The sequence below is a fragment of the Bradyrhizobium vignae genome (genome assembly GCF_004114425.1).
In the GTDB taxonomy this organism is placed as follows: Bacteria; Pseudomonadota; Alphaproteobacteria; order Rhizobiales; family Xanthobacteraceae; genus Bradyrhizobium; species Bradyrhizobium vignae.
The window spans coordinates 35,253-61,270 of record NZ_RDQF01000040.1 but is presented as its reverse complement, the minus strand read 5'-3'; the positions used below and the strand labels follow the sequence as shown (position 1 = coordinate 61,270).

At 64.3% G+C, this 26,018-nt stretch carries 29 protein-coding genes and 2 pseudogenes; 18 read left to right on the top strand and 13 right to left on the bottom strand.

Annotated elements, in window-relative coordinates:
• Positions 1-13 precede the first annotated feature (13 nt).
• Entirely contained in the window at positions 14-1,345 is a 1,332-nt protein-coding gene (locus EAV90_RS27445) for an alpha/beta hydrolase (protein WP_129145231.1), read from the bottom strand.
• Positions 1,346-1,673: 328 nt separating this feature from the next.
• Here EAV90_RS27445 and EAV90_RS27440 point away from each other — a divergent pair, with 328 nt between their 5' ends.
• Entirely contained in the window at positions 1,674-3,041 is a 1,368-nt protein-coding gene (locus EAV90_RS27440; RefSeq protein WP_122402624.1) for an APC family permease, read from the top strand.
• A 2-nt stretch (positions 3,042-3,043) separates the two neighbouring features.
• Complete coding sequence (locus tag EAV90_RS27435) at positions 3,044-4,258, top strand: hypothetical protein (protein WP_129145230.1); 1,215 nt, start codon at positions 3,044-3,046, stop codon at positions 4,256-4,258.
• A gap of 21 nt (positions 4,259-4,279) precedes the next feature.
• Here EAV90_RS27435 and EAV90_RS27430 read toward each other — a convergent pair whose 3' ends face one another.
• On the bottom strand, positions 4,280-4,837 hold the full coding sequence (locus EAV90_RS27430) for a helix-turn-helix domain-containing protein (RefSeq protein WP_122402626.1): 558 nt from the start codon (positions 4,835-4,837) through the stop codon (positions 4,280-4,282).
• A 357-nt stretch (positions 4,838-5,194) separates the two neighbouring features.
• Here EAV90_RS27430 and EAV90_RS27425 point away from each other — a divergent pair, with 357 nt between their 5' ends.
• Genes EAV90_RS27425 through EAV90_RS27415 form a run of 3 tightly spaced genes read left to right on the top strand, consistent with a single transcriptional unit; the run spans position 5,195 to position 8,033 of the window.
• Positions 5,195-6,508 (top strand): MFS transporter, encoded by a 1,314-nt coding sequence (locus tag EAV90_RS27425; protein ID WP_129145229.1) that lies wholly within the window; start codon positions 5,195-5,197, stop codon positions 6,506-6,508.
• Positions 6,509-6,558: 50 nt separating this feature from the next.
• Complete coding sequence (locus EAV90_RS27420; RefSeq protein ID WP_129145228.1) at positions 6,559-7,080, top strand: MOSC domain-containing protein; 522 nt, start codon at positions 6,559-6,561, stop codon at positions 7,078-7,080.
• A complete protein-coding gene (locus EAV90_RS27415) occupies positions 7,077-8,033 on the top strand; it encodes a PDR/VanB family oxidoreductase (protein WP_129145227.1) in 957 nt (318 codons plus the stop codon). The genes EAV90_RS27420 and EAV90_RS27415 overlap by 4 nt, the downstream gene beginning before the upstream one ends.
• A gap of 1 nt (position 8,034) precedes the next feature.
• Here the strand turns inward: EAV90_RS27415 and EAV90_RS27410 are convergent, their stop codons facing one another.
• Positions 8,035-8,241 (bottom strand): hypothetical protein, encoded by a 207-nt coding sequence (locus EAV90_RS27410; RefSeq protein ID WP_122402630.1) that lies wholly within the window; start codon positions 8,239-8,241, stop codon positions 8,035-8,037.
• Positions 8,242-8,332: 91 nt separating this feature from the next.
• Positions 8,333-8,671 carry a membrane protein insertion efficiency factor YidD gene (gene yidD, locus EAV90_RS27405; protein ID WP_122402631.1) on the bottom strand — a complete coding sequence of 113 codons (339 nt, stop codon included), beginning with the start codon at positions 8,669-8,671 and terminating at the stop codon, positions 8,333-8,335.
• 248 nt (positions 8,672-8,919) lie between these two features.
• On the opposite strand from yidD, the gene EAV90_RS27400 reads away from it, so the two are divergent.
• Positions 8,920-9,819 (top strand): COG3904 family protein, encoded by a 900-nt coding sequence (locus EAV90_RS27400; protein WP_162500225.1) that lies wholly within the window; start codon positions 8,920-8,922, stop codon positions 9,817-9,819.
• Between the two features lie 119 nt (positions 9,820-9,938).
• On the opposite strand, the gene EAV90_RS27395 is transcribed toward EAV90_RS27400, so the two are convergent.
• Positions 9,939-10,406: an iron-sulfur cluster assembly scaffold protein gene (locus EAV90_RS27395; RefSeq protein WP_129145226.1), complete on the bottom strand. Its 468-nt coding sequence runs from the start codon at positions 10,404-10,406 to the stop codon at positions 9,939-9,941.
• A 233-nt stretch (positions 10,407-10,639) separates the two neighbouring features.
• Between EAV90_RS27395 and folE the strand changes: the two genes are divergently transcribed.
• The 4 genes from folE (at position 10,640) to EAV90_RS27375 (ending at position 14,473) form a co-directional block, all read left to right on the top strand.
• The gene (folE, locus tag EAV90_RS27390; protein ID WP_122402633.1) at positions 10,640-11,332 is read left to right on the top strand and encodes a GTP cyclohydrolase I FolE; all 693 of its coding nucleotides are present in this window, start codon (positions 10,640-10,642) and stop codon (positions 11,330-11,332) included.
• Between the two features lie 83 nt (positions 11,333-11,415).
• A complete protein-coding gene (gene hisI / locus EAV90_RS27385; RefSeq protein WP_129145225.1) occupies positions 11,416-11,838 on the top strand; it encodes a phosphoribosyl-AMP cyclohydrolase in 423 nt (140 codons plus the stop codon).
• A gap of 150 nt (positions 11,839-11,988) precedes the next feature.
• Complete coding sequence (locus EAV90_RS27380) at positions 11,989-13,008, top strand: lytic transglycosylase domain-containing protein (RefSeq protein WP_162500226.1); 1,020 nt, start codon at positions 11,989-11,991, stop codon at positions 13,006-13,008.
• Between the two features lie 289 nt (positions 13,009-13,297).
• Complete coding sequence (locus EAV90_RS27375) at positions 13,298-14,473, top strand: DUF2336 domain-containing protein (protein ID WP_129145224.1); 1,176 nt, start codon at positions 13,298-13,300, stop codon at positions 14,471-14,473.
• Between the two features lie 111 nt (positions 14,474-14,584).
• On the opposite strand, the gene EAV90_RS27370 is transcribed toward EAV90_RS27375, so the two are convergent.
• From EAV90_RS27370 to EAV90_RS27355, 3 genes are all read right to left on the bottom strand, one after another.
• Positions 14,585-15,163: an Hpt domain-containing protein gene (locus EAV90_RS27370; protein WP_129145223.1), complete on the bottom strand. Its 579-nt coding sequence runs from the start codon at positions 15,161-15,163 to the stop codon at positions 14,585-14,587.
• Positions 15,164-15,192: 29 nt separating this feature from the next.
• Entirely contained in the window at positions 15,193-15,738 is a 546-nt protein-coding gene (locus EAV90_RS27365) for a response regulator (protein ID WP_129145222.1), read from the bottom strand.
• A 340-nt stretch (positions 15,739-16,078) separates the two neighbouring features.
• Complete coding sequence (locus EAV90_RS27355; RefSeq protein WP_122402638.1) at positions 16,079-16,858, bottom strand: NAD kinase; 780 nt, start codon at positions 16,856-16,858, stop codon at positions 16,079-16,081.
• A gap of 256 nt (positions 16,859-17,114) precedes the next feature.
• Between EAV90_RS27355 and EAV90_RS27350 the strand changes: the two genes are divergently transcribed.
• Complete coding sequence (locus EAV90_RS27350; protein WP_129145221.1) at positions 17,115-18,686, top strand: S10 family peptidase; 1,572 nt, start codon at positions 17,115-17,117, stop codon at positions 18,684-18,686.
• On the opposite strand, the gene EAV90_RS27345 is transcribed toward EAV90_RS27350, so the two are convergent.
• Both EAV90_RS27345 and EAV90_RS27340 read right to left on the bottom strand, forming a co-directional pair.
• Positions 18,676-20,061 (bottom strand): serine hydrolase domain-containing protein, encoded by a 1,386-nt coding sequence (locus tag EAV90_RS27345; protein WP_129145220.1) that lies wholly within the window; start codon positions 20,059-20,061, stop codon positions 18,676-18,678. The two genes, EAV90_RS27350 and EAV90_RS27345, sit on opposite strands and share 11 nt — an antisense overlap.
• Positions 20,062-20,172: 111 nt before the next feature.
• Positions 20,173-20,715, bottom strand: coding sequence for a tetratricopeptide repeat protein (locus EAV90_RS27340; RefSeq protein ID WP_129145219.1), 543 nt, complete (start codon positions 20,713-20,715; stop codon positions 20,173-20,175).
• 296 nt (positions 20,716-21,011) lie between these two features.
• Here EAV90_RS27340 and EAV90_RS27335 point away from each other — a divergent pair, with 296 nt between their 5' ends.
• From EAV90_RS27335 to EAV90_RS27320, 4 genes are all read left to right on the top strand, one after another.
• Entirely contained in the window at positions 21,012-21,368 is a 357-nt protein-coding gene (locus tag EAV90_RS27335) for a His-rich protein BRANT (protein ID WP_122402642.1), read from the top strand.
• Between the two features lie 231 nt (positions 21,369-21,599).
• Positions 21,600-21,995: a hypothetical protein gene (locus EAV90_RS27330; protein WP_122406592.1), complete on the top strand. Its 396-nt coding sequence runs from the start codon at positions 21,600-21,602 to the stop codon at positions 21,993-21,995.
• A gap of 260 nt (positions 21,996-22,255) precedes the next feature.
• Positions 22,256-22,960 (top strand): outer membrane protein, encoded by a 705-nt coding sequence (locus EAV90_RS27325; RefSeq protein ID WP_164937124.1) that lies wholly within the window; start codon positions 22,256-22,258, stop codon positions 22,958-22,960.
• A gap of 248 nt (positions 22,961-23,208) precedes the next feature.
• Positions 23,209-23,451 (top strand): DUF6719 family protein, encoded by a 243-nt coding sequence (locus EAV90_RS27320; RefSeq protein WP_129145217.1) that lies wholly within the window; start codon positions 23,209-23,211, stop codon positions 23,449-23,451.
• Positions 23,452-23,487: 36 nt separating this feature from the next.
• On the opposite strand, the gene EAV90_RS27315 is transcribed toward EAV90_RS27320, so the two are convergent.
• Positions 23,488-23,742 (bottom strand): hypothetical protein, encoded by a 255-nt coding sequence (locus EAV90_RS27315; protein WP_122402645.1) that lies wholly within the window; start codon positions 23,740-23,742, stop codon positions 23,488-23,490.
• Positions 23,743-24,043: 301 nt separating this feature from the next.
• Positions 24,044-24,418 (bottom strand): hypothetical protein, encoded by a 375-nt coding sequence (locus EAV90_RS27310; protein ID WP_129145216.1) that lies wholly within the window; start codon positions 24,416-24,418, stop codon positions 24,044-24,046.
• A 101-nt stretch (positions 24,419-24,519) separates the two neighbouring features.
• Here EAV90_RS27310 and EAV90_RS39700 point away from each other — a divergent pair, with 101 nt between their 5' ends.
• The gene (locus EAV90_RS39700; protein ID WP_164937123.1) at positions 24,520-24,684 is read left to right on the top strand and encodes a hypothetical protein; all 165 of its coding nucleotides are present in this window, start codon (positions 24,520-24,522) and stop codon (positions 24,682-24,684) included.
• 3 nt (positions 24,685-24,687) lie between these two features.
• Here the strand turns inward: EAV90_RS39700 and EAV90_RS27305 are convergent, their stop codons facing one another.
• Positions 24,688-24,888 (bottom strand): hypothetical protein, encoded by a 201-nt coding sequence (locus EAV90_RS27305; RefSeq protein ID WP_164937122.1) that lies wholly within the window; start codon positions 24,886-24,888, stop codon positions 24,688-24,690.
• A 171-nt stretch (positions 24,889-25,059) separates the two neighbouring features.
• Here EAV90_RS27305 and EAV90_RS27300 point away from each other — a divergent pair.
• Positions 25,060-25,296: pseudogene (locus tag EAV90_RS27300) on the top strand (methyl-accepting chemotaxis protein); the annotation flags it as partial.
• 7 nt (positions 25,297-25,303) lie between these two features.
• Positions 25,304-25,504 (top strand): annotated as a pseudogene (locus EAV90_RS27295) (GFA family protein); the annotation flags it as partial.
• Positions 25,505-26,018: the final 514 nt, after the last annotated feature.

Below are 26,018 nucleotides of genomic sequence, written 5' to 3'. Positions count from 1 at the left end.
GCTCACTATCGGCCTAGCGGCTCGATACGGATGGATTGGTGGCGGCGACGCGCGTGAGCGCGAGCGATGGCGTCGCCGACATCTTCACAAGCACGTCCTTGAGCGGGTCCCGCGTCCAGGCGCGGGACACATAGTCGCGATGGGTGATGCCCTCGCCAGTCTCCACGAACACCACGCTGCCGGGCTGTAGCGGCCCATCCATGTCCTCGGCGACGCTGATGCCCTTCTGCCTGAGCATGCTCATCAGCTCGCGGTCGCGCCGCGCCGTGTAGCGGGTGTAGGAGCTGACGAAGAAGCCGGAACGGTGGCTCTCGATCCAGGAGGCGAACTTGTCCATTTCGCCATAGACGGCGTCGAGCAGCACCACGCCGCGGACGCGGTCGCTGATGCCGCCGACCTCCAGGCTCCAGGCCGTCGGCAGGAAGCCGCCGCTATAGCCGACGATCACGATCGGCATGTTGGCGAAGGCGCGCGCGCTGTTGGGATCACCGGTGAGGCGGGCGAGATGGTCGGCCGATTCCGCCATGAAGCGCTTGAATCCGCCCGGTTGCCAGAACTTGCCGGCGCTGGAATCGGCGGCATCGACGGCCATTTGCGGCGCAAGGAGCACGGCATTGGCCCCGGAATCGGTGATCTGCTTGGGCACCAACTGGCGGTCGCGCACGTCGCGCTCGAGCGTCGCGCCATTGCCGTGGAAGAACACCACGATCACGCCCGGCTTGCGCACGTCGAAATGCTCGGGCACGTGCACCAGCACGCGGCTGTCACTATAGGTCTCGTCCTGCCAGTAGACGCGCCCGGAATAGCTGCGATGACCGCGACGGTCGCCCTTGGAGATGTTGAGGAAGGGCGCGTCGGAGGCGGGGTTGTTGCCGAAATAGGGAAAGGCTGACGACTTCATGCTGACCAGCGTCGTCAGGTCCTCGCGGCCGGGGCGCTTGTAGGGGACTTGCGGCTCGAGCGACGCCACCTTGTAGGGTGATTGCTCCCGCGGTTGTTGCTGGACAGCGCGCTTGGGCGAGAAGTCCGACATCTGCCGTTGCAGGAAGCTCTCACTTGCCGAGGGAAAGCGCTCCTCAAACTGCGGGGCCGGAAAGCGGTCCTCGAACGTGTCGCCGCTTGCCACGCGCGAAGTTTGCGAGTTGGTTTTGGCGACGACCTGGACATTCGCCTGCGAGTTCGCCGCCAGCGCAGCGGGATCGGGCGCCTTGCCGCATTGAACCAGCGCCAGCGACAACGGCACCAAGCCTGAGATCAGACCGACCCGGAGCGCACGACCGTGCCGACCGGACCGCATCCGATCGGCACGAAAGTCAGCCCCTAATGTCGGAACGGCCCCGAACATCCACCCATGACCCCAAGCCACGACATCAGTCCGTCGGCATACTTTATGACAATTGCGCCGACTGGCGTTTAGGCGACGTTAAGCGTCCGGAGAAACTTCCCCACATCCGGAACGCTCAAAAAGGACCACGCAATCGTGTCCTGATTGTGGGGAAGGGGAATGGGAAATTCCGGGCAAATCCAGCGTCATCGTCCCAAAGCGTGCTTAGTCGGTGTTTTGGTACCTGCTAACGTTTGCCTCATTTAACCCTTGTTAACCCTGCTTGAATTGACTGGGCCAAACTGCACGATGGGCCCACGAGGCGAGATGCCTGAGATGAAGGACCCCGATGACGGCCTCAGATGCGGGAACCGCAGCCTGGACTAGCCGGCTGACCGGGAGCGGGGCCGGGGTCTCCGTTCCGGTCGCAACCGCCATCGTTGTGGCCGACATGATCGGGGTCGGCGTCTTCACCAGCCTCGGTTTCCAGGTCAAGGACATCCCGTCCGGCTTCTCGATTTTGCTGCTCTGGACAGTCGGCGGCATCGTCGCGCTGTGCGGAGCGTTCGCCTATAGCGAGCTGGGCGCGATGTTTCCGCGCTCGAGCGGCGAGTACAACCTCCTCGGCCGCACCTATCATCCGGCTTTCGGCTTTCTCGCCGGCTGGGTGTCGGCGACGGTCGGCTTTGCAGCGCCCGTCGCGCTCGCCGCAATGGCGTTCGGCGAATATGCCAAATCGGTCGTGCCCGATCTGCCGCCGATCCCGCTCGCCATCGGCGTGGTGTGGCTGGTCTCGATCGTGCAGCTGACCGGCGTCAGGCACTCCTCGACCTTCCAGCTGATCTCGACCATCCTCAAGGTCGTGCTCATCGTCGCCTTCCTGGTCGCCGGCTTCGTCATCGGCGTGCCGCAGCCGATCGCCTTCACGCCGCAGCCGGGCGACCTCGCCCACATCGTCAGCGCGCCTTTCGCCATCGGCCTCGTCTTCGTGATGTATTCGTTCTCGGGCTGGAATGCCGCGACCTACATCATCGGCGAGATGAGCACGCCGCAGCAGAGCCTGCCGCGCGCGCTGCTCGCGGGCACGCTGATCGTGCTCGTGCTGTATGTCGCACTGAATGCGGTGTTTCTCTATTCCACGCCGGTCAGTGCGCTTGCCGGCCAGCTCGACGTCGCCAGTGTCGCCGGCAGCGCGATCTTCGGCAGCCTCGGCGGCCGGATCGTCGGAGCCATGATCTGCGTCGGCCTGATCTCCTCGATCAGCGCCATGATGTGGATCGGCCCGCGCGTGATGATGACGATGGGGGAGGACATTCCCGCCTTGCGCGTCTTCTCGAAGCGATCGGTCAGCGGTGCGCCGGCCTATGCGATCCTGTTCCAGCTCGCGGTCGCGACGCTGCTGCTGTTCACGCGCAGCTTCGAGGCGGTGCTCGACTTCATCCAGTTCGCGCTGTTGTTCTGCTCGTTCTTCACGGTCGCCGGCGTCATCAAGCTGCGCATCACCGATCCCGATCTGCCGCGGCCCTATCGCGCCTGGGGATACCCGTTCACGCCGCTCGTTTTCCTGCTCGTGACCGCGTTCATGATGTACTACCTCTTGACCGAGCGGCCGGTGCAGTCGCTGTCGGGGATGCTCGTCATGCTCTCCGGCCTGTTGATTTATGCTGTCTTCCGCAGGCGGCCGGTCGCCGCTGTCGCTTCACCACATCCCGAATAGACATGCTCCGACCCCTGAGAATTGCGGCCGTTGCTTTCGCCCTCCTGGCTGCGGCCGTGTCGTGTACGCATGCCACAGAGGTCACTTTCGACGACACCGCGCGCTTCCTCGCAGGCATGCAGCCTTCGGCGGAGTCGCCGCTGGTGCCGCTCACGAAGGATCCAGGCTGGCAGCGTCACGCAAAATTCTTCGACGGGGCCTTCGCTCAGCTCGAGCAGAGGCAGCTCTCGAAAATTCGCAGTTGGGCCGACGTCAATCTCGCCGCGCCGCGGCCGACCATGTTCTACATGTTCAGCGGGCCGGATTTCCTCTACGCCAATGCCTTCTATTCAAAGGCCAGCACCTACGTGCTCGGAGCGCTCGAGCCGGTCGGTGCGGTGCCCGATCTGACGCGGCTGCCGCGCGGTTCGGTCGGCGCCGCGCTCTACAATGTCGAACGTTCGCTCGGCTCGATCCTGAGCTTCTCTTTCTTCATCACCAAGCAGATGAAGGTCGACCTGCACGCCGACCAGGTCAACGGCACCTTGCCGATCCTCTATGTCTTCCTCGCCCGCTCCGGCAAGACCATCCGCAATGTCGAGATGGTCGCGCTCGACAACAAGGGCGGGATGCATGCGGGAGGTGACAATCCGGGGCCGAACGCGACCCGCGGCGTCCGCATCAGCTTTGCGGGCAGTGATGGCGAAACGCGCACGCTGTATTATTTCTCGACCGATCTTTCCAATTCCGGTGCGCGCGCGACCGGATTCCTGAAATTTTGCGAGACGCTCGGCCCCGGCAACAGTTTGCTCAAGAGCGCGTCCTATCTGCTGCATTCCGACAATTTCACCGTCGTGCGAGACTGGTTGCTCGCCAACAGTGCCACCATCATCCAGGACGATTCCGGCATTCCGCTCGCGAACTACAATGCGCGGCAATGGCGGTTCTTCCCGTTCGGCCGCTATCTCGGCCCCATCGACGAATTCCCCGGCCGCTACCAGGAGCGCTACGCCGAGTTGTTCACGCGCGCCCAGCCGATCGATTTTGGCGTCGGCTATCGCTGGCGGATGCACGAAACGAATTTGCTGCTGGCGGTGAAGGTGCCGGGCACCGAGAGCGCGCCGGCGGCGGAGACCACTTCGGCCGCCGAGCCGGCGCCAAGGCCGTCGCGCCCGAAGCGGCTGCGGCCGCCGGAGTCGATCCCGCCGTCACAGGGACTTTTTTTCTGGTTCCGTTAGGCTCTTTGCAGAGGTCGGGCCTCACGAGATCTGGGCTACGACGACCAGCACTTCGGCTTTCTGCCGGCCGAGGCTTCTGACCTCATGCGGCGTCTCGCCTGAAAAATACAGGCAATCTCCCTTGCCGAGGACGAGCTCTTCGCCGTCGAGCTTGATCGCGATCTTGCCGTTGATGACGAACAGCAGCTCCTCGCCCGCATGCGAGGCGCGCGTCGCCGCCTTGTGCGGTGGGCTCAGTAGAAATGGCTCCATCATCTTGCGGGTGCGACCGGTCGCCAGCGGGACCACGCCAAACGTGTCCTGGAACAGCGGCACGTTGCCGTCCTGGCGGCGGAACAGCGTGTAGCGCGGCGCCGGCTCGGCGTTCGGGTCGAAGAAGTTGGCGACATTGACCTCGAGAGCGGCGGCCATCCGAAGCAGAGCGGCAAGCGAGGGGATCTTGAGATTCCGCTCGACCAGCGAAATGTAGCCTCGCGTGAGATCGCTCTTTTTCGCAAGCTGGTCCAGCGTCAGGCCCTTGGCGATCCGCGCCGCGCGGATGTTGGCCCCGACCGCCGTGGCTTTGCTGATGTCAAGCACGCATGAATCTCCCGAACAGCTCGGGCCTTTTTTGCAACAGATGGCGCCGGACTGCCAGCCCGGCGGCCGGCAAGGCGCCCCGCCGGTGGGCGGCATGTGTATTCCACAGGAAAACGTATGGGCGGAAATTTCAGGCAGAGGCGCAGATAATATGAGCAGATGAACTGGCATATCGCGGAAAATAGCCGAATGTGAGGGCAATTCGTCGACTTTGCCGCGATCGTCGGCATTTGCCGCGTTTCGTTGCGTTGATTTCCATCAGTAAACATGATCGATCCTTACCGTCGTGGCCGCCGATGGGCGCCACGGACCGAACCAACTGCTTTTCCCAGGCGCCGGTACCTTTTGGAGAGATCGATGACCGTAGCAGACGACGTAACCCTGAACGTGGCGCCGGACGAGGCGGCGAGCTTGCGGCGGATCGTGTGGTCGAGCGTGATCGGCACCGCGGTCGAATGGTACGACTTCCTCATTTACGGCACGGCGACCGCCTTGGTGTTCAACAAGGTGTTCTTCGCCGCCGGTAACGCCACGCTCGCCACCATCGCGGCCTTCGGCACTTATGCCGTCGGATTTCTGGCGCGGCCGCTTGGGGCTGCGATCTTTGGCCATTACGGCGACAGGGTTGGCCGCAAGGCGATGCTCGCGATCACGATCATGGTGATGGGCCTCGGCACCTTCTTGATTGGCTTGCTTCCGACCTATCAGCAGATCGGTATTGCAGCGCCGGTGCTGCTGATCGGATTGCGCTTTCTCCAGGGTATCGGCCTCGGCGGCGAATGGGGCGGCGCCGTGCTGATGGTGGTGGAGAATTGCCCGACGCACCGCCGCGGCCTGCTCGGCAGCATGGTGCAGGTCGGCAATCCCATCGGCAATCTGGCCGCGATCGGCATGTTCGCGCTTGTGGCGAGCCTGCCGGAAAGCGACTTCATGGCCTATGGCTGGCGCATCCCATTCCTGATCTCGATCCTGCTAGTCGGCGTCGGTCTTTATATCCGCCTCAACATGGAAGAGACAGCGGCCTTCCGTCAGGTCCAGGCCAAAAAGGAAGTCGCAAGCCTGCCACTGCTCGAGATCTTCAGGCATCACCGGCGGCCATTCTTCACCGCGGTCGGTCTGAAGATCTCTGAAATCGCCTATGCCAGCATTGGCGGCGTGTTCGTGATGTCCTACGCCACCGCCAATCTCGGCTTGCCGCGCGCGGTGGTGCTGAACGGGGCGTTCGCCGCGTCGCTGGTCGCGCTGCTTGCCATCCCGCTGTTCGGCTGGCTGTCCGACCTCGTCGGCCGCAAGACTATGTTCTATGCGAGCTGCCTGTTCTCGGCGCTGTTTGCCTTCCCTCTGTTCTGGCTGCTCGACACCCGCGATCCGGCCATCGTTGTGTGCACCATCGTGGTCGCGATCACCTTCGGTCAGATGGTCATGTTCGGCATCGGCGCGCCCTGGTACTCCGAGCTGTTCACCGCGCGTCTGCGTTACAGCGGCGCTTCTCTGGGGTTCCAGGTCGGTGCGGCGCTGAGCGGCGGATTGACGCCGTTGATTGCAGCCTCTCTGATGGCCTGGAGTGGTGGAGCAACCTGGCCGGTCTCGCTGCTGCTGATCGCCTGCGCCGCCATCACCGCGATCGCGACCACGTTCGCGCCGGAGATGGCGAACAAGGAACTGACCTGATCCCCGCGGCGCCGCTGCCGGCGGCGCCACACCTTCTCAAAGGATTTGTCATGCTCGATACAATGAGCGCCGGTCCGGCGCAGGGTGCAGCACAGCTCGGTTGGACCGGCGTGGTGCGCTTCCTCCATCTTGCCCCGCGCGCGTTCCTGCCGATGCGTGCAGCCGAGACCCTCACCCTCGTCGCCGGCAAGGGGATCGAGGGCGACCGCTACATGATCGGCAAAGAAGAGGGTTTTTACTCCCATAAGCCGGAAGAAGGCCGGCAGGTCACGCTGTTCGAACTCGAGACGCTGGTCGCGCTGAAGCGCGACGCGGGGATCGAGCTCGGCCCAGAGGAGCATCGGCGTAACGTCACGGTGGAGGGTGTGCCCCTCAATCATCTCGTCGGCCGCCGGTTCTGGCTGGGCGAGACCCTGCTGGAAGCGACGCGCCTGTCGGTGCCGTGCCGGCATATCGAGGAGATCACTGGCAAGGCGATCTTCGACCCCTTGATCAATCGCTCCGGCCTCAACTGCAAGATCCTGCGAGGCGGCATCGTCAGGGTCGGCGACATCGTGCGGAATGCGGCATGAGCGCGCGCCCGATCACGACAGTCAAGACGGTCGTTACCGGCATCGAGGAGGCTGGGGCAGGCGTCAAGCTGTTCACGCTGGCCGATCCTGACCGATGGGAATTGCCGCCGTTCAAGCCCGGTGCGCATATCGATCTGCATCTGCCGAACGGGCTGGTCCGCACCTATTCGCTGTGCAACGAGCCCGCGGAAAACACGCGCTATGCCATAGCGGTCAAGCGCGAAGCGGATGGACGCGGCGGTTCGCGGGCGCTGCATGACGAAATCGGCATCGGCGACGTCATCGGCGTGTCGTTGCCGCGCGGCGGCATCGAGCCGCAAGCTCACATCGCGCGTTATGTGTTCCTGGCCGGCGGCATCGGCGTGACGCCGTTCTTGTCCATGGCGAGGCATCTCGAACGGACACAGCAAGCCGAGTTCACGCTGCATCTGATCGTGCGTGAGGAGGTTCCGCTCGCCGCGCAACTCGGCTCGCTGGTCGAACAGGGGCGCATCATCGTGCATCGGACATCCCGGACCGGGCGTCCCGATCTCGCCGCGCTCGTCGGAGAGGGCGGGTCTGAGACCGTGGTCGCCTGCTGCGGCCCGGAAAGCATGATCGAGAGTTTCGAGCGGGTGACCGCAGCGTGGCCCGCGGCGAGTGTCCACATCGAGCGGTTCACCGCACCGTCACCCGTCATCGATCCCGACGCCAAACCGTTCACCCTGTCACTGGCGCGCTCGGGCGCCGAGATTCACGTCCGGGCCGGCCAGACCATCCTCGCCGCATTGCAGGAGGGCGGCATCGACGTCGCGGCGTCTTGCTGCGGCGGCATCTGTGGCGCCTGCAAGGTTGGATGGATCGAGGGCCAGCCAGTGCACCGCGACCGCATCCTTTCGCCCTATGAGCGCGAGCGCTATCTCATGGTTTGCGTGGCGGGCTCGGACGCCGAGCGGCTGGTGCTGGACCTCTGAGCTACCAATGCACGCTCTGGCTCGGCACGATGAACGTCGTCGCGCTTGGCTGTGTCGCAAGGCTCCTCGCCAGATACCAGCCTGAGCCGAGGACGAGCGCGAGCAGGGCGATGATGGCGAGCAGGTCGATGGTTCTGGGATCGTGTCCCCTGTGACTGAAATTCGGACCAGGCTTGAAGTGAAAATGAGGGCTGATTTTCCAGCGCATTGTTGTTTCCTCCCGTGGGAGCATCAAAACAACGCGAGCAGAAAGTTCCGGTTCCGGTCAGGGCAGCGATGCACAAAGCACCGCGCAAACGTCAGGATGCATTGACCCCGCGCCAGCGGCCGTACCGCCACGGCAGATACCAGCGTGCGCCGTGCGGCGCGGTGAGGGGCACGTTGTCGATGCCGGATGTGCCGAACGGATTGCAGCGGAGCAGGCGCGCGAGCGTCATCCAGCCGCCGGCCCAGAGCCCGAACCGTTCGATCGCCTCATCGCCATAGACCGAGCAGGTCGGCAAATGCCGGCAGTTGTAACCGACCAGGGGCGACAGCGTGTGGCGATACAGCCAGATCAGCGCGCGGCCGAATCTGCGCGGCAGCCGGAGCACGCCTTCGATTGAACCGGAACAATGCTCGCAGGCTGAATGCTTCATGTGCGTTTTGCTGCGACGTTGATCGAGGTGTTGCACGGTTCCGGCGCAGGGAACCGTAAGCTGTTGTTTGCGCGCCATATTTTGCGTGCTTTTTGGGAGCAGTGCAGCAAGTATCTGTGGACGATCTGTATTCCCACGGATACCATTTTCGTGACGCCCATGTGTAGAAACATACGCCTGTATGATGGACTCAGAGGGCGCTACCGTGGATTGTTTAGGGACCTTTGGGGCTTGGGGAAGGAACCAGATTGAGACTTCTGAACTCCCTTGATCTTCGCGGCTGGTTGCTGGTGGGAACCGCCGTCTGCGGAATCGCGTTGGCTGGCGCCGTCGCGACATTCGGATCGTCGGCTCGAGCTGGCGCTGCCCTCGAGGAGCGCAAGCTGCCGATGAAGTTCAGCTGGGTCGCCTGCGAGCCCAACTGCCGCGGCTGGATCAGTGCAGTCGGCATCATCACTGCCGATACGCCAAAAGCATTCGAAGAGTTTTCGCGTGGACGCCAGCTCGGCGGCGCGACCGTGGTGCTCGACTCCAGCGGCGGTTCCGTCAATGACGCGATCACGCTCGGCCGCCGCTTCCGCAATCTCGGGCTCTTGACCACGGTCGGCGTAAGCCTCCGCGGCGGGCAGTCGGCTCGCCCGACGGTCGCGCCGGAAGCCTATTGCGAATCCATGTGCGTGTTCCTGCTGCTGGCCGGCCAGAAGCGTTACGTGCCGGAAGCCGCCCATGTTCGCGTCCATCAAATCTGGATGGGCGACCGGGCCGACGATGCCAAGGCGGCGAGCTACAGCGCGCAGGACCTGATGATCGTGGAACGCGACATCGGCCGCCTCGCCAAATACACCTTCGACATGGGCGGCGCCGGCGATTTGCTGTCGCTTGCGCTCAGCGTTCCGCCTTGGGAAGACCTGCACGAGCTCGATGCCGGCGAGCTCAAGCTCACAAATCTGGTCACGACCGATCTCGTGGCGGATGTGCTTCCGCATGTGGACATCTCAGCGCCGGCAATGGCGGAGCTTGCACCGAAGACGCAGGCCAGGTTCGGCGCGGAACCGCAGCAGGCGCAGCCTGCCAAGTCGACCAAGACGGCGGAAGCCCTGGTGCCGACCGGCAGCGCGGCAGCGCCGGCTACGGCGGCGCAGAAGTAAGCTCTTAAATTCTGGCAGTCATTCCGGGGCGCGCGTGGCGCGACCCCGGAATCTCGTGCTGCAATCTCGGGATCCCGGGTTCGATGCTGCGCATCGCCCCGGAATGACGGAGAGGGGTTTCAGCCCTGCGCTGCGGCCGGCTGCTTGGGCTCGGCCGTGATCTTCGCCTCGATCTGACCGATGGCATCAACCACGGCATCGAAGGTGAGAAGCGTCGAGGCATGGCGCGCCTTGTAGTCGCGGACCGGCTCGAGGAACTTGATCTCTTCCCATTTGCCTTCAGGAGGCGCGCCATTCTCCTTCAGCATCTTACGAACGGTTTCGCGTAACTCACGGAGCTCGCTCGCAGTCGAGCCGACCACGTGACTTGCCATGATGGATGAAGAGGCCTGGCCCAAGGCGCACGCCTTCACGTCATGGGCGAAGTCGGTGACGGTGTCCCCGCTCATCTTGAGATCGACCTTCACGGTCGAGCCGCACAGCTTCGAGTGGGCGGTTGCGGAGGCGTCCGGGTCCGACAACCGTCCGAGGCGCGGAATATTCCCGGCCAGTTCGATGATCCGCTTGTTGTAGATGTCGTTCAGCATGTGATGGAGTCCAGCACTTCCCCACCCGATCGGCCTTGGCGGGCGGCGTCCACGGTCCTATATAGGGGCGGAACCGGCGGAAAAATAGTCCAGCGGGGGGCAGACCCACGCGGCCGACGTTAGTGGTGAGGATATTTTCCACCGGCTTCAATTGTTCTCTTCAGGCGTCCGGCGGCTTGGCCGCCCCGTCTGCCGGTGACACTCCGGCCGTAAGGCCGTCGAACGGAGTCGAAATGGACGCTGCAATCAAATCCATCCGCCCCAACAAGCCCTCCGACCGGCAGCCCGAGAGCCGCCCGGCCGAGCTTGACCCTGCCGAATTCCTCGAAGCCGCCGTCCGCGCCGACCAGCCGCGCCCCGCGCGCGCCGAGGCGGAAGCGGCGGTGAAGACACTGCTCGCCTATATCGGCGAGAACCCCCAGCGCGAAGGCCTGCTCGACACGCCGCGCCGCGTCGTCGAGGCTTTCGACGAACTCTATCAGGGCTATCACCAGTGCCCGGCGGAGGTGCTCGACCGCACCTTTGGCGAGACCGCTGGCTATGACGATTTCGTGCTGGTGCGCGACATCGAGTTCACCTCGCAGTGCGAGCATCACATGATGCCCTTCTACGGCAAGGCGCACATCGCCTACACGCCGGTGGAACGCGTGGTCGGCCTGTCCAAGCTTGCCCGCCTGACCGACATCTTCGCCCGCAGGCTCCAGACCCAGGAGCACCTGACCGCGCAGATCGCCGCGGCCATCGACGAGATCCTCAAGCCCCGCGGCGTTGCGGTGCTGATCGAGGCCGAGCATACCTGCATGTCGGTGCGTGGCGTCGCCAAGCATGGCGCCTCCACCTTCACCAGCCGCTTCACCGGCATGTTCCGCGACAATCCGGCCGAGCAGGCCCGTTTCCTGTCCCTGGTGCGAGGCACGACGCGCTGACCTCGCGAGGCTTTATTGTTTGAGCATGATCTTTCCGGAATACCGCTTCACACTTTTCCGGATCATGCTCGCGCGAGGGTCCCGTGTCCGTTCACTCCCATGAGATCGAGGAAGGTCTTGCCTTCCTGCCCAGGTTCGACGCCAGCGGCCTCGTGACCTGCGTCGCGACCGACGTCGCCACCGGCGACGTGCTGATGGTCGCGCACATGAACGAGGAGGCGCTGCGCAAGACGATTGCGACCGGCGAGGCCTGGTACTTCAGCCGCTCGCGCAATGCCTTGTGGCGAAAAGGTGAGACCTCAGGTCAGACCCAGCGCGTCATCGAGATGCGCACCGATTGCGATCAGGATGCGATCTGGATCCGCGTCGAGCAGATCGGCGCGGCCTGCCACACCGGGCGGCGGTCGTGCTTCTACCGCAAGGTCGAGGCCGAGGGCGGGGGAGCGAAGCTGGTCTTCACGGACGCCGAGCGGCTGTTCGATCCCGACGCGGTCTATAAGAAGTGACGTCCGTCATTCCGGGTTCGCACCGTCTCGCGCGCCCCGGAATGACCATTCGCGTCCAATTAACCCCGCATTAACCATACCTGTCCCACGGTGAGACGACGGGCGCCGAATTGCCGGTGCCGCAACGCCGCACGGGGCGGGCACTTCATCATGTCGATCGACAATTCCAGTGCCACGCAGGCGGCCGGACTCGATCCGTCGCGGGCGCGCGTCGCCGGCGCGATCAAGCAGGCCTCGAATATCTCCGGCGTCAGCTTCCAGTACATGCTGACCACCGCCAAGATGGAATCGGATTTCGACCCGACGGCAGGCGCCACCACCTCGTCCGCGCACGGGCTCTATCAGTTCATCGACCAGACCTGGCTCGGCACCGTGAAGGAGGCGGGCGCGCAGCTCGGCTATGGCAGCTTCGCCGACGCCATCACCAAGACATCGTCGGGCACCTATACCGTCAGCGACCCCGTCATGAAGCGTTCGATCATGAAGCTGCGCGATGACCCGGAGGCCGCATCCACCATGGCGGCAGCGCTGACGCAGTCGAATAGTTTCAAGCTCACCGGTCTGCTCGGCCGCAGGCCAAGCGACAGCGAGCTCTACATGGCGCATTTCATGGGCGTCGGCGGGGCCGCAAAACTGATCGCCAATGCCGAGGACAATCCCCAAGCGGTCGGCGCGCGGCTGTTTCCCAACGCGGCTGCCGCCAACCGCTCGATCTTCTACGCCAGGGACGGCCGCGCCCGCAGTGTCTCCGAGGTCTACTCGGTGCTCGACGCACGTTACGCCAGTGCAGCGAATTCGAAAGTCACGCGGAGCGCGATGGCGATGTATGGCGGCACGCCGTCGACAACTGAGGTCGCGAGCGCGAACGGCGTGCAGCCGACCGCACCGGTGATCGACAACGCCGTCTATCTTCAGACCTTCCCGAACACACGCGCCGTGACGCCCGTCAGTGCGACTTCGCCAAGCTCCGTCGCGGACAACGTCCCGAGCACGCCGGTGTTTCGTTCGATCTATCAGCCCGGCGACGCCACGCAGCCGGTCTCGGCGACGGTGCAGAAATTGTGGGGCAACAATGCCTCTCTTACGTCAGTCGCATCAGTGACGCCGGATGTGCGGCCGCCGCAGCCGCTCGATCTCTTTAGCGATCGCAGCGGTACGTTCTCGAGCTAGTGTCCGCGCTCGTGTCCCGGACGCGCTGCAGCGTGAAACGCTGCTGGCAGAGCCGGGACCCGCGCAACAAGCTCCGCTCTCTGAACTCTGGGCATCCGGCTCGGCAGCGCATTACTTGCATGCTGCGCAGCGTCCCGGGGGAACGGCTCGCGGGCGCCTTTGTTCCCTTAACAAATCATCAATAAAACCAGCCAGTTATGGTGAACGCTTTGTTAAGCGTCGTGGTTTATTTTGTGTTGCAAGTGACGAGCCGTCACCATTTTCGTTTGTTGTGTAAGCCGGAAGCAGCATGATTGTTCGGCAGTTCATTCATTGGATCAGGACGGCGCCCGCCGGCGAGCGGGCCGAGGCAACACGGGCGTTGGCGCGGGCCTGGCTGATCTCGGACCTTTCTGCAGACGACCGCATCGCCGCCGAAGGCGCGCTTCTGATGCTGCTCGACGATCCCTCGCCGCTGGTGCGGCAGGCGATGGCCCAGGCCTTTGCCCGCAGCCTTGATGCGCCCGCCGCAATCGTGCGGGCCTTGTCGGCAGATCAGCCGAGCGTCGCGCTGCCCGTGCTCGAACATTCTCCGCTGCTGATCGACGCCGATCTCGTCGATATCGTCGCGACCGGCAACGAGGAGGTGCAATGTGCGGTGGCCCGCCGCATCGCATTGCCTGTATCGGTCTGCGCCGCGATCGCCGAAGTCGGCTGCGCGGCTGCCGCACTGGAGCTGATCGAAAATCCCCACGCGGAGCTGGCTCCGTTCTCCTGGCACCGCATCGTCGAGCGTCACGGCCATCTCGCAGCAATCCGCGAGGCGATGCTGGTGCTGGAGGATCTTCCGGCCGCAACGCGTGCCGCGCTGGTGGCAAAGCTCTCGGAGACGCTGGCGCAATTCGTCGTGGCGCGGAACTGGCTGAGCGCCGACCGCGCGGACCGCATCACGATCGAGGCACGCGACCGCTCCACCATGAACATCGCGGCGCGCTCGCGCGGCGAGGACATGCAAGACCTGGTCCGGCATTTGCGCATCACTGGCCAGCTGACCGCGGGGCTGATCCTGCGCGCACTGCTGTCGAGCAATCTCGATTTGTTCGATGCGGCTCTCGCCGAGCTTGCCGACCTACCGCTGGCACGCGTCACCGCGCTGCTGCACGACCGGGGCGGCAACAGCTTGCACGCGCTGCTGCGCCGCGCCGGCCTTCCCGAGGCGACGTTTGCGGCATTCCAGATCGCGCTCGATGCCTGCCACGAGCAGGGCTTCGTCGATAGCGACGACGGCGCGGTGCGGCTGCGCCGGCGCATGGTCGAGCGCGTGCTCACCCATTGCGAGACCGATCGGGGCGCCACCGAGCCGCTGATGGTCCTGCTGCGCCGCTTCGCCACCGAATCCGCGCGCGAAGAGGCACGGCTGTTCTGCGACGAGCTGGTCGCGGATGATTCGATCGATCCGGTATACGACGATCTGATTGCAGCGTAGCCGGATCCGCAAACTCCGTCATTGCGAGCGCAGCGAAGCAATCCAGAATCCCGCCGCGGGGACAGTCCGGATTTGCTTCGCTGCGCTCGCAATGTCGAGAGGAGAGAGGCTTCAATCCACCGGCGCGATGGTCGGGGCCAGGATCACCTCGAGATGCTCGGGGCGGTCGCGGTTGACCTGGGTGAGATAGTCGTCGGCGACCTTGCGCAGGCGGCGGCTGAGCTCGGCGGAGACGCTGATCCTGTCGAGCCTGGTGTTCTCGTGCACGATGGCGAGAATGGCGTTGATGTGGTGCGTGAACAGCTCGGCCGGCACCTTTTCCAGATCAGGCGCGTGCTCGATGACGCGGCACAGGCTCTCGGCGATTCCCGCTGCCGAAGGAAAGCCGAAAGTCGCCGCATCGCCCTTGATGTCGTGTGCGGCGTGAAACAGCTCGTCGCGCAGTTCCTTGGTGAAGCCATGCTTCTGCACGGCAGTCCAGGCGGCCGACAGTCTCTCGACCTCGATCGCCATCCAGTCCTTGAACTCACCGGCCAGGCTTGCGAGCGCCTGCTCGGCGCGGCCGACCGGATCGTCCGCGTCCTTTGCTTCGACGCGGCGCAGGACCTTGCGCAGTGGGTTGGGCTGCGTGATGATCTGATGCGTGGCGAAGGCCTTGACCTCGATGTCCTTTGCGCTGTTCTTCGCCATGATGCCTGCCTCGCCTGAAGGACGTTGCGCTAGATGGTGGAGCGGGCCTTGTCGAGCAGTGAGGGCTGCTGCAGCACCTCGTGCTTTTCGCCGACGCGGCGCTCGGGACCCATATAGGCGGAGTTGGTGTTGCGGCGCCGGTCCGGACCGAAATAGGTCTTGGTCTTGATGAAGGGGCGGGGATTGGCGACCACGTTGAGGATGCGTTGATAGAGTCCCTTGGCCGAGATCGGCTTGGCCAGGAATTCGGTGACACCGGCATCGCGCGCGACCGTGACGCGGCGCTTCTCGGAATGGCCCGTCAGCATGATGATCGGCGCGTAAGGGTTGCCCTTGGATTCCGGCTGCCGGATCATCTGCGCGAGCTCGAGCCCGTCGAAGATCGGCATTGCCCAATCGCTGATGACGATGTCGGGCACGTAATGACTGTACATTTCGAGCGCGGTGGCGCCGTCCTCGGCTTCGTAGACCTCGCGCGCGCCGAAGGAATGCAGCAGCGTCCGCAGGATGCGGCGCATGTGCGGATTGTCGTCGCAGACGAGGAAGCGCAGCTTGTTGAAATCGATGCGGAACATGACGCCTGGGCCAAAGCGGTCAACTTTCGTTAACCATATCGCGCTGGCGGTTAACGAAGGGTTGCCAGAGGATGCCACGCGTTTCGAGGCGTTGCGCGCCTCGATGGTCGAGCAGGGGAAGCAAGGCAAGCACGGGGCGATGGGGGTCGGTGTCGCAGCCAAGGAATTCTGTCGCACCAATGCGGCGCCGCAGGCCACGCTGCCCGTCACGATCTACCTGATGACGTCGGAGACGAAGAGCTTCACCCCGTCGTCAGGGATTTCGGCCTACTCAGTGATCCCGCCATGGCGAGCGGCCTGGACGCGATTCAGCCGTGCGAGCAATGATGCGCTGTCGGGCTCAATAGCCGAACTGCTCGCGCAGGATGCGCTCTTCCAGGCTGTGGCCGGGGTCGAACAGCATCCGCATCGCGATCGTCCTGTCGGACAGCACCTCGACGCGGCGGACGTCGCGCACCTCGTCGTGGTCGGCGACGGCTGCCACGGGCCGCTTGTCGCCCTCCAGCACCTCGATCACGACATAGGCCGTGTTGGGCAGCAGCGCACCGCGCCAGCGGCGCGGGCGGAAGGCGCTGATGGGTGTCAGCGCCAGCAACGCGGCGTTGATCGGCAGGATCGGTCCCTGGGCGGAGAGATTGTAGGCGGTCGAGCCGGCCGGCGTCGCCACCATGATGCCATCCGCAATCAGCTCGGACATGCGCTCGCGCTCGTCGATCAGGATACGCAGCCGCGCCGCCTGGTAGGTCTGCCGGAACAGGGCGACCTCGTTGATGGCGTGGTGCAGATGGACGTGGTCATTGACATCGGTCGCGCGCATCAGCAGCGGATTGATCTCGGATTCATGGGCCGCCTCGAGCCGCGCGCGCAGATCGTGCGTCGAATACTCGTTCATCAGGAAGCCGACGGTGCCGCGGTGCATGCCGTAGATCGGCTTCCCCGTGTGCATGTGCTGGTGCAGCGTCTGGAGCATCAAGCCATCGCCGCCGAGTGCGACGACGACGTCGGCCTCCTTGGGGTCGCAATTGCCATAGTCCCTGGTGAGCTGGCCGAAGGCGACCTGCGCCTCGTTACTCGGGCTGGCGACGAAGGCGATCCGGTCGTATCGCGAGGGCTTGGTCATGGCTTCTCGGCAGGGCCGCCTTGCTGGAGAAAAGTTCCGCCGGGCTCGTCTATACGACCTAAGCATCCATTGTCGAGGATGACCGCCCGCCAAACCTAACAGGGACTGTGCAACCGGATTTAAGCACAGAACCGGGCGATTTGAACCTGGCCGGCTTCTTCAGGCCCCTCCAGACCAATGATCCCCCAAACCGTCGCAATTCCGCGCTAAGCTTTCCGTTCTCACCGGCTGTCAGGGCCGGGCAGGGAGAACGATCATGGTCACGAACTTGCCGGTGCTCCGTCACGCGAGTCTGGTGCTGGCGGTCGCGGCTTTCGCGCTCGCGGACTTTGCGCACGCGGATGATCCGCCGCAGCCGCGCTCCGATACGGCATCGCCGGCCGGACAACAGAAGGGCGGGCGCGGTGGCGGCGCGCAGAGCGCATCGCAGACATCGTCATCGACCGCCGAGCTACACCGTCTGCCGCCGGATTCGACCACGAAGCAGACGCTCGATCTGCCCGGCCGGACCCTCAATTTCGCCGCGACCGCCGGTTCGATCCGCGTGTTCGATGGCAAGGGCGAGCCGCTGGCCGACATCGCCGTCACCTCCTATGAGCTCGACGGTGCCGACCGCGCGACGCGCCCGGTGACGTTCCTGTTCAATGGCGGGCCCGGCGCGTCCTCGGCGTGGCTCCAGTTCGGCACGGCCGGTCCGTGGCGGCTGCCGCTCGATGGCGAGGCCCTGTCGCCCTCGGCCTCGCCCGAAGTGAAACCGAACGCGGAAACCTGGCTCGACTTCACCGATCTCGTCTTCATCGATCCCGTCAGCACCGGCTACAGCCGCTTCGTCGCGAGCGGCGAGGACGCGCGCAAATCCTTCTACTCCGTCGACGGCGACGTCAATTCGATCGCGCTCGTGATCCGGCGCTGGCTCGAAAAGCACGACCGGCTGACCTCGCCGAAATACGTCGCGGGCGAGAGCTATGGCGGCATTCGCGGGCCGAAGGTCGTGCGCCAGCTGCAGCTTCAGCACGGTATCGGCGTCAGGGGACTGATCATGGTGTCGCCGCTCTTGGATTTCCGCGAGTTCACCGGCACGAGCCTCCTGCAATATGTGGCGACGCTGCCGAGCTATGTCGCAGTGGCGCGCGAAGCCAAGGGACCGGTCAAGCGCGCCGACCTCGCCGACGTCGAGGCTTACGCGCGCGGCGAATTCCTGACCGATCTCGTCAAGGGCGAGGCGGACAAGGAGGCAACCAATCGTCTCGCCGACAGGGTCGCCGAGCTCACCGGGATCGACCAGGCGGTCAGCCGCAGGCTCGCCGGGCGCTTCGACGTCGGTGAATTTCGCCGCGAGCTCGACCGCAAGAACGGCAAGGTGACGGGGCGCTACGACGGCTCGGTCCGCGGCTTCGATCCCTATCCGGATTCCGGCAGCTCGCGCTTCGGCGATCCCTCGGGCGACGCGCTACAGGCGCCGCTGACGAGTGCGGCCGTCGACGTCCTGACGCGCAAGCTCAACTGGCGGCCGGACGGCTCCTATGAAGTCCTGAACGGCACCGTGGAAGGCCACTGGGATTTCGGCCGCGGCATCAACCCGCCGCAATCGGTCTCCGAGCTGCGCCAGATCCTCGCCACCGATGCGAAGCTGAACGTGCTGGTCGCGCACGGCCTGTTCGACCTCGCCACGCCCTATTTCGGAACGAAGCGAGTGCTCGATCAGCTGCCGGCCTTCGTGACGCAGCGCGTGAAGTTCGTCGTCTATCCCGGCGGCCACATGTTCTATTCGCGCGACGGATCGCGGCAGGCGTTCCGTAGCGAGGTCGAGACGCTGATCAGGGAGTAGGCCTTCGCTTGCGCGGCGGATACCGGCGCGCGATCTCGCGTGCCACGGCGTTTTCCGGCTTCACATTCGCGCCAGCGATCCAGATGTCGCTGATCTTGCCGCGCTTGTCACGGATCCGGCGCACCGGCTCGCCATGGCTGGAATAGCCGGCAGCCCAGGCGAGCTTGCCCTTGTCGCGGCCGGTGACTTCGATCTCGGCGGCATCCATGAACGGATTGTTGAACTGCGGATTGGCGACGAGCACGCGGTTGCCCGCGGGCACGAGATCGGTCGCGCCCCAGATCGTCCACCATCGGCCGGTCCAGTCGCGCACGCGCCGGTCGGGCGCGCCGCGGGTCTGGAAGACACGCAGGATCTGCATCGCGCCATCCATCCAGAACGGGGCCGCGCCGTCGATGGAGTTGCTGAGGATGCTGATCGAAAGCTCGCAGGCGGGAATGGCGCAGGTCCGGGAGATGTAGCCCTGGAAACCGCCGCCATGGCCGAACCAGTCCCAGCCGTCGGTTTTGCCGGCATTGACGCCCAAGCCATAGTAGGCCTCGAAGCTCTGCGGGATGCGCCAATGGTGTCGCGTCATCTCGCGGCGGCTCGCGACCGACAGCACGCTCTTCCTCGCATTGGGTGCCAGCTGCGCGAAGAAGCGGGCGGTGTCGGCGGCGGTGGCGACGAAGCCTGCGGCGGATGCCATCGCATGTGCGGGATTGTCGCCGGGGATCACGCCCCGCTCGCCCAGCGGCACTTTGCGCGTATGACCGCACGCGAACGGCGTGCCCTTGGCAAGCGGCGTATTTGGCTCGGTTTCGCGTAAGCCCGCGGGTTCGATGATCTCGCGCTTGATCCAGACCGGGTAGGGCTCCTTGGTCACGGCCTCGATCACGAGGCCGATCAGCCCAAAGCCGTGATTGGAATATTTGAAGCGGGTGCCGGGCTCGATTGCGGTGGCCTGCTTCAATTCCGCGAGCAGCTCGTTGGCATCGAGATAGGGGCGGCTGTCGATGAACTGGCCGGAATCGGCGCCGTCGCGCGTCAGCCCCGCGCTGTGCGAGAGCACTTGCGCGATCGTCGTCTCGGCGACGCGCGGATGCAGGCCGCCGACATATTGGCCGACCATGTCGTCGAGCCGGATCTTGCGCTGCTCGCGCAGCTTCATGATGCCGGCCGAGGTGAAGCTCTTGGAATGGGAGGCGATGCGGAAGCGGTGGCGCGGCGTGAGCTTCTCGCCGGTGTCGAGATTGGCGAGGCCGAATGCATGCTCGGCGACGACCTCGCCGCGATGGGCGAAGGCCACGATGACGCCCGGCTGCTGGATTGTCGTCAGTTGGAATTCGATCCAGGAGCCGATGTAGTCGATCGCGGATCGCAGCCACGTGTCCATTGCGAAACCAATTTGCGAGGGAGGATTGGGTGCGCGAGGCTAGCCGAAAATGCAGAACGGGCACAACCCTGAGGTTGTGCCCGTCCGCTTCGTCAGAAGATGCGATTGGTCTCAGTAGACCAGCGTCGCGCCGGTCGGCTTGTCGAGCGCTGCGGCAAGCGAGCGATATTCAGAGCTGTCGGTGCCGGCGAGCGAGGCGATCTTGTTCAGATGATACTGCGCCTGTTCGCGGTTGCCCTGCTCGAGCTGCCAGAGGCCGTAATACTGCCAGGTGCGCACGTGGTTCGGATCGTCCTTCAGCGCCAGCTCGTAATAGACCTTCGACCACTGGTAGTCGCCGAGCTTGCGATAGGAATAGCCGATCAGGTTGGCGACGTCGGCGACGTCGTCGCGCCCCAGCGACTTCAGCTGGTCGATCGCGCCCGTGTAATCGTGCTTGTCGTAGACCGCGGCGTAGGCGGTGCGATAGGCAGCCAGGAATTTGGGATCGCTAACGGAAGAGCTCTTCTTCTTGCCCTTCTTGGACGAGGAGTCCGATTTCGGCGGTGAGGACGGCTCGTCGCTGCCAGCGGCGTAGGCGCTGGACAGCACCGGCGCAGCCGCCAACGTCATGGCGACCAAGCCCGGCACAACAAGCGTTGAGAGTTTGCGCATCTAAAAGTCTCCCGTATGGAACGTGGCGATCCTACACGATTGCCCAAAGACCGGAACACCCATCGGGCGGAAACATTCCCGCTTCGCACGATCTATTCGCCAAGTTCTATTCGCCAAGTTCTATTACCCAAGTCGCGCTGTTCGCCCAGCCGCGGATGACAAACTTGTCATCGAGATGAACGGAAGCCTGCAAGGGGCTTCAGACTGGGTTCAGCGCGCCACGCCTAGGCTCCGACCCACGATCGAAGGGGTGACGAGAGGGCGCCGCCTCAAGATCCTTGCAAGAGGAGACCACCATGTTGAAGACGATTTCTGCAGCCTTGCTCGCAGCTTCCGTGATCGCAGCCCCTGCCTTCGCAGCTGAAGCCGGCAAGACCACTACGACAGCCCCGGTGATCAAGGCGGATCAGGGCCAGACCAAGGCGGCGACCACCGCTGCGAAACCGGACACCGGCGTCAAGGCGCCCGATGCAAAGGCCGATGCCAAGGTGGATACCAAGTCGAAGGCGATGAACGCCAATGCCGCGGTCACCACCGACGAGCACAAGACCGTGCGCAAGCATCGCCATCACCACAAGCAGGTCTCGGCCAAGGCGTCGCAGAAGGCGCAGCCGGACGTGACCAAGCCGGCAACGTCGGACAAGCGCAACTGACGACTGATCCCGCGCGGCGGCATCCCTGGCATTGCCCGCTGCCGCGCGCGGACGTCAGGCCCGGTCCGTTCGCCACACCTTGCGCGAAAGCCCGAGGTGCCGGCAGCGGGCCGGTGCGCTGTTTGCTCCGCTGCAAGCGAATTCCCTTCGCGCAGGCTTGGGGCTAGAACGTCTCCGAATCTGATCGAGCGGAGAGCGGGGCCGGTGGGGCGATTGGCGAGATGTGCGGTGATCCTGGCGTTGCCGCTGGTGCTTGCGGCATGTTTCGGCAATGACGGTGACCGTCCAACCCTGCTGGATGGGACACAGGCGGGCGGGCCGCAGCCGTTTCCCGACAATTTCCGCAGCGACACGGTGGCTTTGATGAAAGCGTATCTCAACAATCCGGTCGGCGTGCGCGATGCCAGCATGGCCGAGCCGGTGCAACGCGAGGTCGGCGGCCGGCAGTTCTATGTGAGCTGCCTGCACTTCACCCCGCGCGAGAGCGATGGCAGCTACAAGGCCATGCGTGAGCGTGCCGTGATCTTCGTCAACGGCCGAGCGGATCGCGTGGTCGACCGGACCAGCGATCTCTGCACTGGTGCGGTTTACGCTCCCTTTCCGGAACTGGAAAAGATGACGCGGTAGCGCAAAGCCCGCCTTCATCGTCTGGTGTTAGACAGAAGCGGCCGAGCCGCTGGATCACGTTTCGGCGAGCTTTGAACGGGGTGGTTTGTCTTGCGACAAATCGTTGCGGCGGCCTTGCGCAGTCGACGTGGTGGAACAAAATACTCTCGTTGCAAAGCCGTCACAGTAACGAACGATCAACGTTCCGGCATCGCCGCGAAGCAACCCAATTCACGCCACGTTGTTTCCCGAGTGTCGTAGATGAAAGAACGGGGATGATCATGAAGTCGATTTTGCTCGGTGCAGCAGCTCTGCTGGCGCTGGCCGCACCGGCGGCCGCCGCGGACATGCAGCCGCGCACCTATACCAAGGCTCCGGCCTATACGCCGCCGCAGGTCATCTACAACTGGACCGGTTTCTACATCGGCGGCCATGTCGGCGGCGCGTTTGCCGGCGACAGCAGCTTCCAGTCGAGCGACGCCCGCTTCATGGGCGGCGTGCAGGGCGGCTTCGACTACCAGTTCGCGCCCAACTGGGTGGTAGGCGTCGAGGCTCAATATTCCTGGCTGCCGACCAACAACAACGGTGTCACCTTCCCGCTGGGCACGCAGGTCACGTCCAACACCGACCAGATCGGGTCGGTGACCGGTCGCATCGGCTACACCTGGGGACCGACGCTGCTTTACGCCAAGGGCGGTTACGCCTGGCGCAATAATGGCCTTGGCGTGAACATCGCCGGGGTGCCGCAGGCCTTCACCACCACCGGCAACAGCAAGGACGGCTATACCGTCGGCGCCGGCCTCGAATACATGTTCGCGCCGAACTGGTCGGCCAAGGCCGAGTACCAGTATTACAATTTCGGCAGCACCACCTTCACCTCTGGTCCGGCCGACATCGTCGGCGTTCGTGGCCGGGAGGACGACCATGCCGTCAAGGTCGGTGTGAACTATCGCTTCGGCTGGGGCGGCCCGGCCGGCTCCCGCTAGTGAGCGGCCCAGCGACGATCCAAAACCCGACAAAGGCCGGCTCCGCCGGCCTTTCGTTTGCCGGTCTTCCGGCGGCTTGCTTGCCTTGCGTAAACCATCTGGCGCGTCATTTGCTTGCAAACGATGCTGACGCGCCTTCTCACGCGCGTCACGGAGCCGACGTAAAGCAAAAATAATCTTTGCGATTTACGGAACTCGCGCTCCGGAACGCGTTATATGAGATTTACCGGGCTGGTGGGACGACGGACATGCGTATCTTGATGTCGGCAGTGGTGCTCTCGTGCTTCTTCGGCCTGCCGTGCTCTGCACAGACAATCCTCAAATCCGAGCCTCTGATGCTGGCACCTTATGAGGTCGCCTTCGTCAAGAACGCTTCCTGTCCGTCTGGCCAGGTGTTGAAGGTTACCGGCTCCATCCGTGGGCTGCATCGCCGCAAGGCCTGCGTCGCCATGCCAGGCGAGCAGGCCTCGCTTGCGGCCGCCACGCCCTGACACGCCCTGAGCTGCGATCCGGTTTCGTGCCGGAGCTCAGGAGTTCAGCTCGAACTCCATCCGCGACTCCTGGTCGGCCTCAGCCTTGTTCTTGGCGGGGTCCTCGCCCTGAGCTGCCTGGCAAGGCGCGATCTCGTAGTCGTTGTCGAGCACCCGGCGCGGTCCCGGCCGCTCGTCGTCCGCCATCACGTCCACGACGAGACCGCTCCGTTGCGCGAGCTTCCAGACGTCGGACTCGCTCGGATAGGCCTTGCTGATCTGGGCGTCGTTGCAGAACAGGGCGTAGGGCATTCTTCCCGCTCCAACAAACCCAGTTAACGAGCTTGCCCGGTAAGGGGTTCCGGCCCGCGGTTCGATCACGGCGCCGTGATCGGTTACCGCCGTCCCTGAGTCCTTAACGAGTCCTGAATCCCGGAAAAAAGAATCCCTGGGACTCGTTGGCCGGAATCAGCGGATGTTTTCCGCCATGACGAGCGACCTGAAGACATCCTGTGGGCACATGCTCCTGCCCCTCACGCTAGCGCTGTTCGGCGCCTGCGCGACCAATCTCTGGGTGGTCTGGTCCTGGCTGTAGGTCCCTGACGGGGCGACCTTATTTTTTGGGCGGGGGGCCGCCGGGGTCGCGGATGGCGGCACGCAGTTTGGTCAGCGTCGCCGCATAATATTCCTCACGCTCGCGCTCGAAGCGCTCCTGATGCTTGCGGAAATTGGCGATGCGGGCCTGCATCTCGGTGCGGAAATCACCGTTTGCCCGCGGCAGCGGGACAGGTGCGGGCCGGGACGGAAGGGGGGCTGGCGGCGGTTCGAACTCGCGGGCGACCGCCTCCACGGCGACGATCTCCACCGCGGCGGTCGAGCCAACCGCAGGGTTCTCCGGCTGAAGGGTGTCATCCTTCCTGCCGGTCACCGATTGGACGAAGGCCAGTGTCTGCGCGATCAGTGCGTCGCGCTCGCTGATCCATTTCATGATCCACCTCAGCCACGCTTATTCCAGCAAAGCGGCTGCATCGAATCAAGGAGGTTCGCAAAGGGATTGCATATTTTTCCCGGTCGTCCGACATTGACCGAATGGTCGCTGCAGAAGAACGGTCGGACGAAATGGAGGGGCTGAGGCTCATCCGTGCGTTCCTGTCGCTGCCGCCCGACAAGCGGGCGGAGGTGATCGCGTTCGTGGAAGAATTGGCACGTGCCCACGGCCCGCCCGAGGAGGGCGCGAAGGTCTCGCCGCGGTGAGCGCTACCGTTCGCGCGGATTGACGTTGGGCTCGAACGGCGCGCCGACCACTCGAACTGGGGCCTGAATCGATGTCCGGGTAATGTCGATCACGGCTCCCTCGGCGACACGCTTTTCAGGCGCCGGTCCCAGCACCGGCTCGAACAGCGCCAATGTGCCAGCCAAGGCGCTGCAGCACAGCGTCACCGTCGCTAGTAGAATCATGTTTCGGTTTTCTTCCCGGATCCGCATGGGCCAATAACGGCTGGTGGCGGAGCCAGTTCCGGGCCGGGCGAAAACAGACGCGGTCCTCACCGAGGCAACCGAGGCCGTCTCAAGGCCGCGCAGATCGAAACGGAGAAGCAGGCCGCCGAGCAGCGCCGCCGCGACATGCCGACCTCCGTCATCGTCGCGGCTTCGGGTGAAGCCACCGGCAACGTCCAGTCGGTTGCGACCGCAACGGAGGAGCTGTCCTCCTTGGTGAACGAGATCAGCCGCCAGGTGCAGGAATCGGCGCGGATGGCGGGCGAAGCCGTCACCCAGGTGCGCACCACGACCGAGCGCGTCAGCGAGCTCTCGGTCGCCGCCACCCGCATCGGCGACGTCGTCGAGCTGATCAACAACCTTTGGGGCGCGGCAGTACGCTCGCGTCGCCGCAAACGGCGATGAGGTTCGCTTCTATTTCTGCGCTGGCTGTGGCTCGACGGTGTGCTGGAAGGCCGACAATCTGCCTGACATGATCGGCATTGCCGTCGGCGCCATCGCGGATCCGGATTTTCCGGCGCCCGTCAGATCGGTGTTCGAGCAATCGAAACATGCCTGGGTCGAGATCGGTGGCGCCGGCGTCGCGGACAGGGCAGCGCGCGCAAGCGTTCAAGCTGAGGCACAGGCACCGACTGCTGGTGCCGGTGCGGCCGGCGTTCGGTCAGGGACGCTGCCTTGCGTTGGATGGCGTTCCTGTTGTCTGTATCGGTTCACCGGGAGCACGGTCCAGCGGCGGGTGGGGCCTGGCGAGTCCTACCGTTCCGGGAGGAGCGCCGTTGCTGGCCGTACGGGTATTGACGCGCTCCAACGTGACTGTCGATGCAACCACAATGGCGATGGCCAAGGCGACAGCGGATAGGGCTAAGGCTACCCGATCATTCGGGTCCATCGCTAGACCTCCGCGAGACAACTCTATAGCAGGAGGATGATAACGCCAAACCGATGATTTAGTTCTTCCGGTGGTCGCCGAAAGGGGCCGTGGCCATTGACAGGTTTCGATCTGCGGTCGCGGAGCTAAACCAATGGTGCCGGCTGAGGGGATCGGGAGACTGTCATAACCCATTGATTATAAATTGTAATTTTTACAACAA

Bases quoted from the DNA above. Each gene is read 5' to 3' on its own strand.
- EAV90_RS27445 (WP_129145231.1), bottom strand. From the start codon at position 1,345: ATGTTCGGGGCCGTTCCGACATTAGGGGCTGACTTTCGTGCCGATCGG.
- EAV90_RS27440 (WP_122402624.1), top strand. From the start codon at position 1,674: ATGACGGCCTCAGATGCGGGAACCGCAGCCTGGACTAGCCGGCTGACC.
- EAV90_RS27435 (WP_129145230.1), top strand. From the start codon at position 3,044: ATGCTCCGACCCCTGAGAATTGCGGCCGTTGCTTTCGCCCTCCTGGCT.
- EAV90_RS27425 (WP_129145229.1), top strand. From the start codon at position 5,195: ATGACCGTAGCAGACGACGTAACCCTGAACGTGGCGCCGGACGAGGCG.
- EAV90_RS27420 (WP_129145228.1), top strand. From the start codon at position 6,559: ATGCTCGATACAATGAGCGCCGGTCCGGCGCAGGGTGCAGCACAGCTC.
- EAV90_RS27415 (WP_129145227.1), top strand. From the start codon at position 7,077: ATGAGCGCGCGCCCGATCACGACAGTCAAGACGGTCGTTACCGGCATC.
- EAV90_RS27410 (WP_122402630.1), bottom strand. From the start codon at position 8,241: ATGCGCTGGAAAATCAGCCCTCATTTTCACTTCAAGCCTGGTCCGAAT.
- yidD (WP_122402631.1), bottom strand. From the start codon at position 8,671: ATGAAGCATTCAGCCTGCGAGCATTGTTCCGGTTCAATCGAAGGCGTG.
- EAV90_RS27395 (WP_129145226.1), bottom strand. From the start codon at position 10,406: ATGCTGAACGACATCTACAACAAGCGGATCATCGAACTGGCCGGGAAT.
- folE (WP_122402633.1), top strand. From the start codon at position 10,640: ATGGACGCTGCAATCAAATCCATCCGCCCCAACAAGCCCTCCGACCGG.
- EAV90_RS27380 (WP_162500226.1), top strand. From the start codon at position 11,989: ATGTCGATCGACAATTCCAGTGCCACGCAGGCGGCCGGACTCGATCCG.
- EAV90_RS27375 (WP_129145224.1), top strand. From the start codon at position 13,298: ATGATTGTTCGGCAGTTCATTCATTGGATCAGGACGGCGCCCGCCGGC.
- EAV90_RS27370 (WP_129145223.1), bottom strand. From the start codon at position 15,163: ATGGCGAAGAACAGCGCAAAGGACATCGAGGTCAAGGCCTTCGCCACG.
- EAV90_RS27365 (WP_129145222.1), bottom strand. From the start codon at position 15,738: ATGTTCCGCATCGATTTCAACAAGCTGCGCTTCCTCGTCTGCGACGAC.
- EAV90_RS27355 (WP_122402638.1), bottom strand. From the start codon at position 16,858: ATGACCAAGCCCTCGCGATACGACCGGATCGCCTTCGTCGCCAGCCCG.
- EAV90_RS27350 (WP_129145221.1), top strand. From the start codon at position 17,115: ATGGTCACGAACTTGCCGGTGCTCCGTCACGCGAGTCTGGTGCTGGCG.
- EAV90_RS27345 (WP_129145220.1), bottom strand. From the start codon at position 20,061: ATGGACACGTGGCTGCGATCCGCGATCGACTACATCGGCTCCTGGATC.
- EAV90_RS27340 (WP_129145219.1), bottom strand. From the start codon at position 20,715: ATGCGCAAACTCTCAACGCTTGTTGTGCCGGGCTTGGTCGCCATGACG.
- EAV90_RS27335 (WP_122402642.1), top strand. From the start codon at position 21,012: ATGTTGAAGACGATTTCTGCAGCCTTGCTCGCAGCTTCCGTGATCGCA.
- EAV90_RS27325 (WP_164937124.1), top strand. From the start codon at position 22,256: ATGAAGTCGATTTTGCTCGGTGCAGCAGCTCTGCTGGCGCTGGCCGCA.
- EAV90_RS27320 (WP_129145217.1), top strand. From the start codon at position 23,209: ATGCGTATCTTGATGTCGGCAGTGGTGCTCTCGTGCTTCTTCGGCCTG.
- EAV90_RS27315 (WP_122402645.1), bottom strand. From the start codon at position 23,742: ATGCCCTACGCCCTGTTCTGCAACGACGCCCAGATCAGCAAGGCCTAT.
- EAV90_RS27310 (WP_129145216.1), bottom strand. From the start codon at position 24,418: ATGAAATGGATCAGCGAGCGCGACGCACTGATCGCGCAGACACTGGCC.
- EAV90_RS39700 (WP_164937123.1), top strand. From the start codon at position 24,520: ATGGTCGCTGCAGAAGAACGGTCGGACGAAATGGAGGGGCTGAGGCTC.
- EAV90_RS27305 (WP_164937122.1), bottom strand. From the start codon at position 24,888: ATGATTCTACTAGCGACGGTGACGCTGTGCTGCAGCGCCTTGGCTGGC.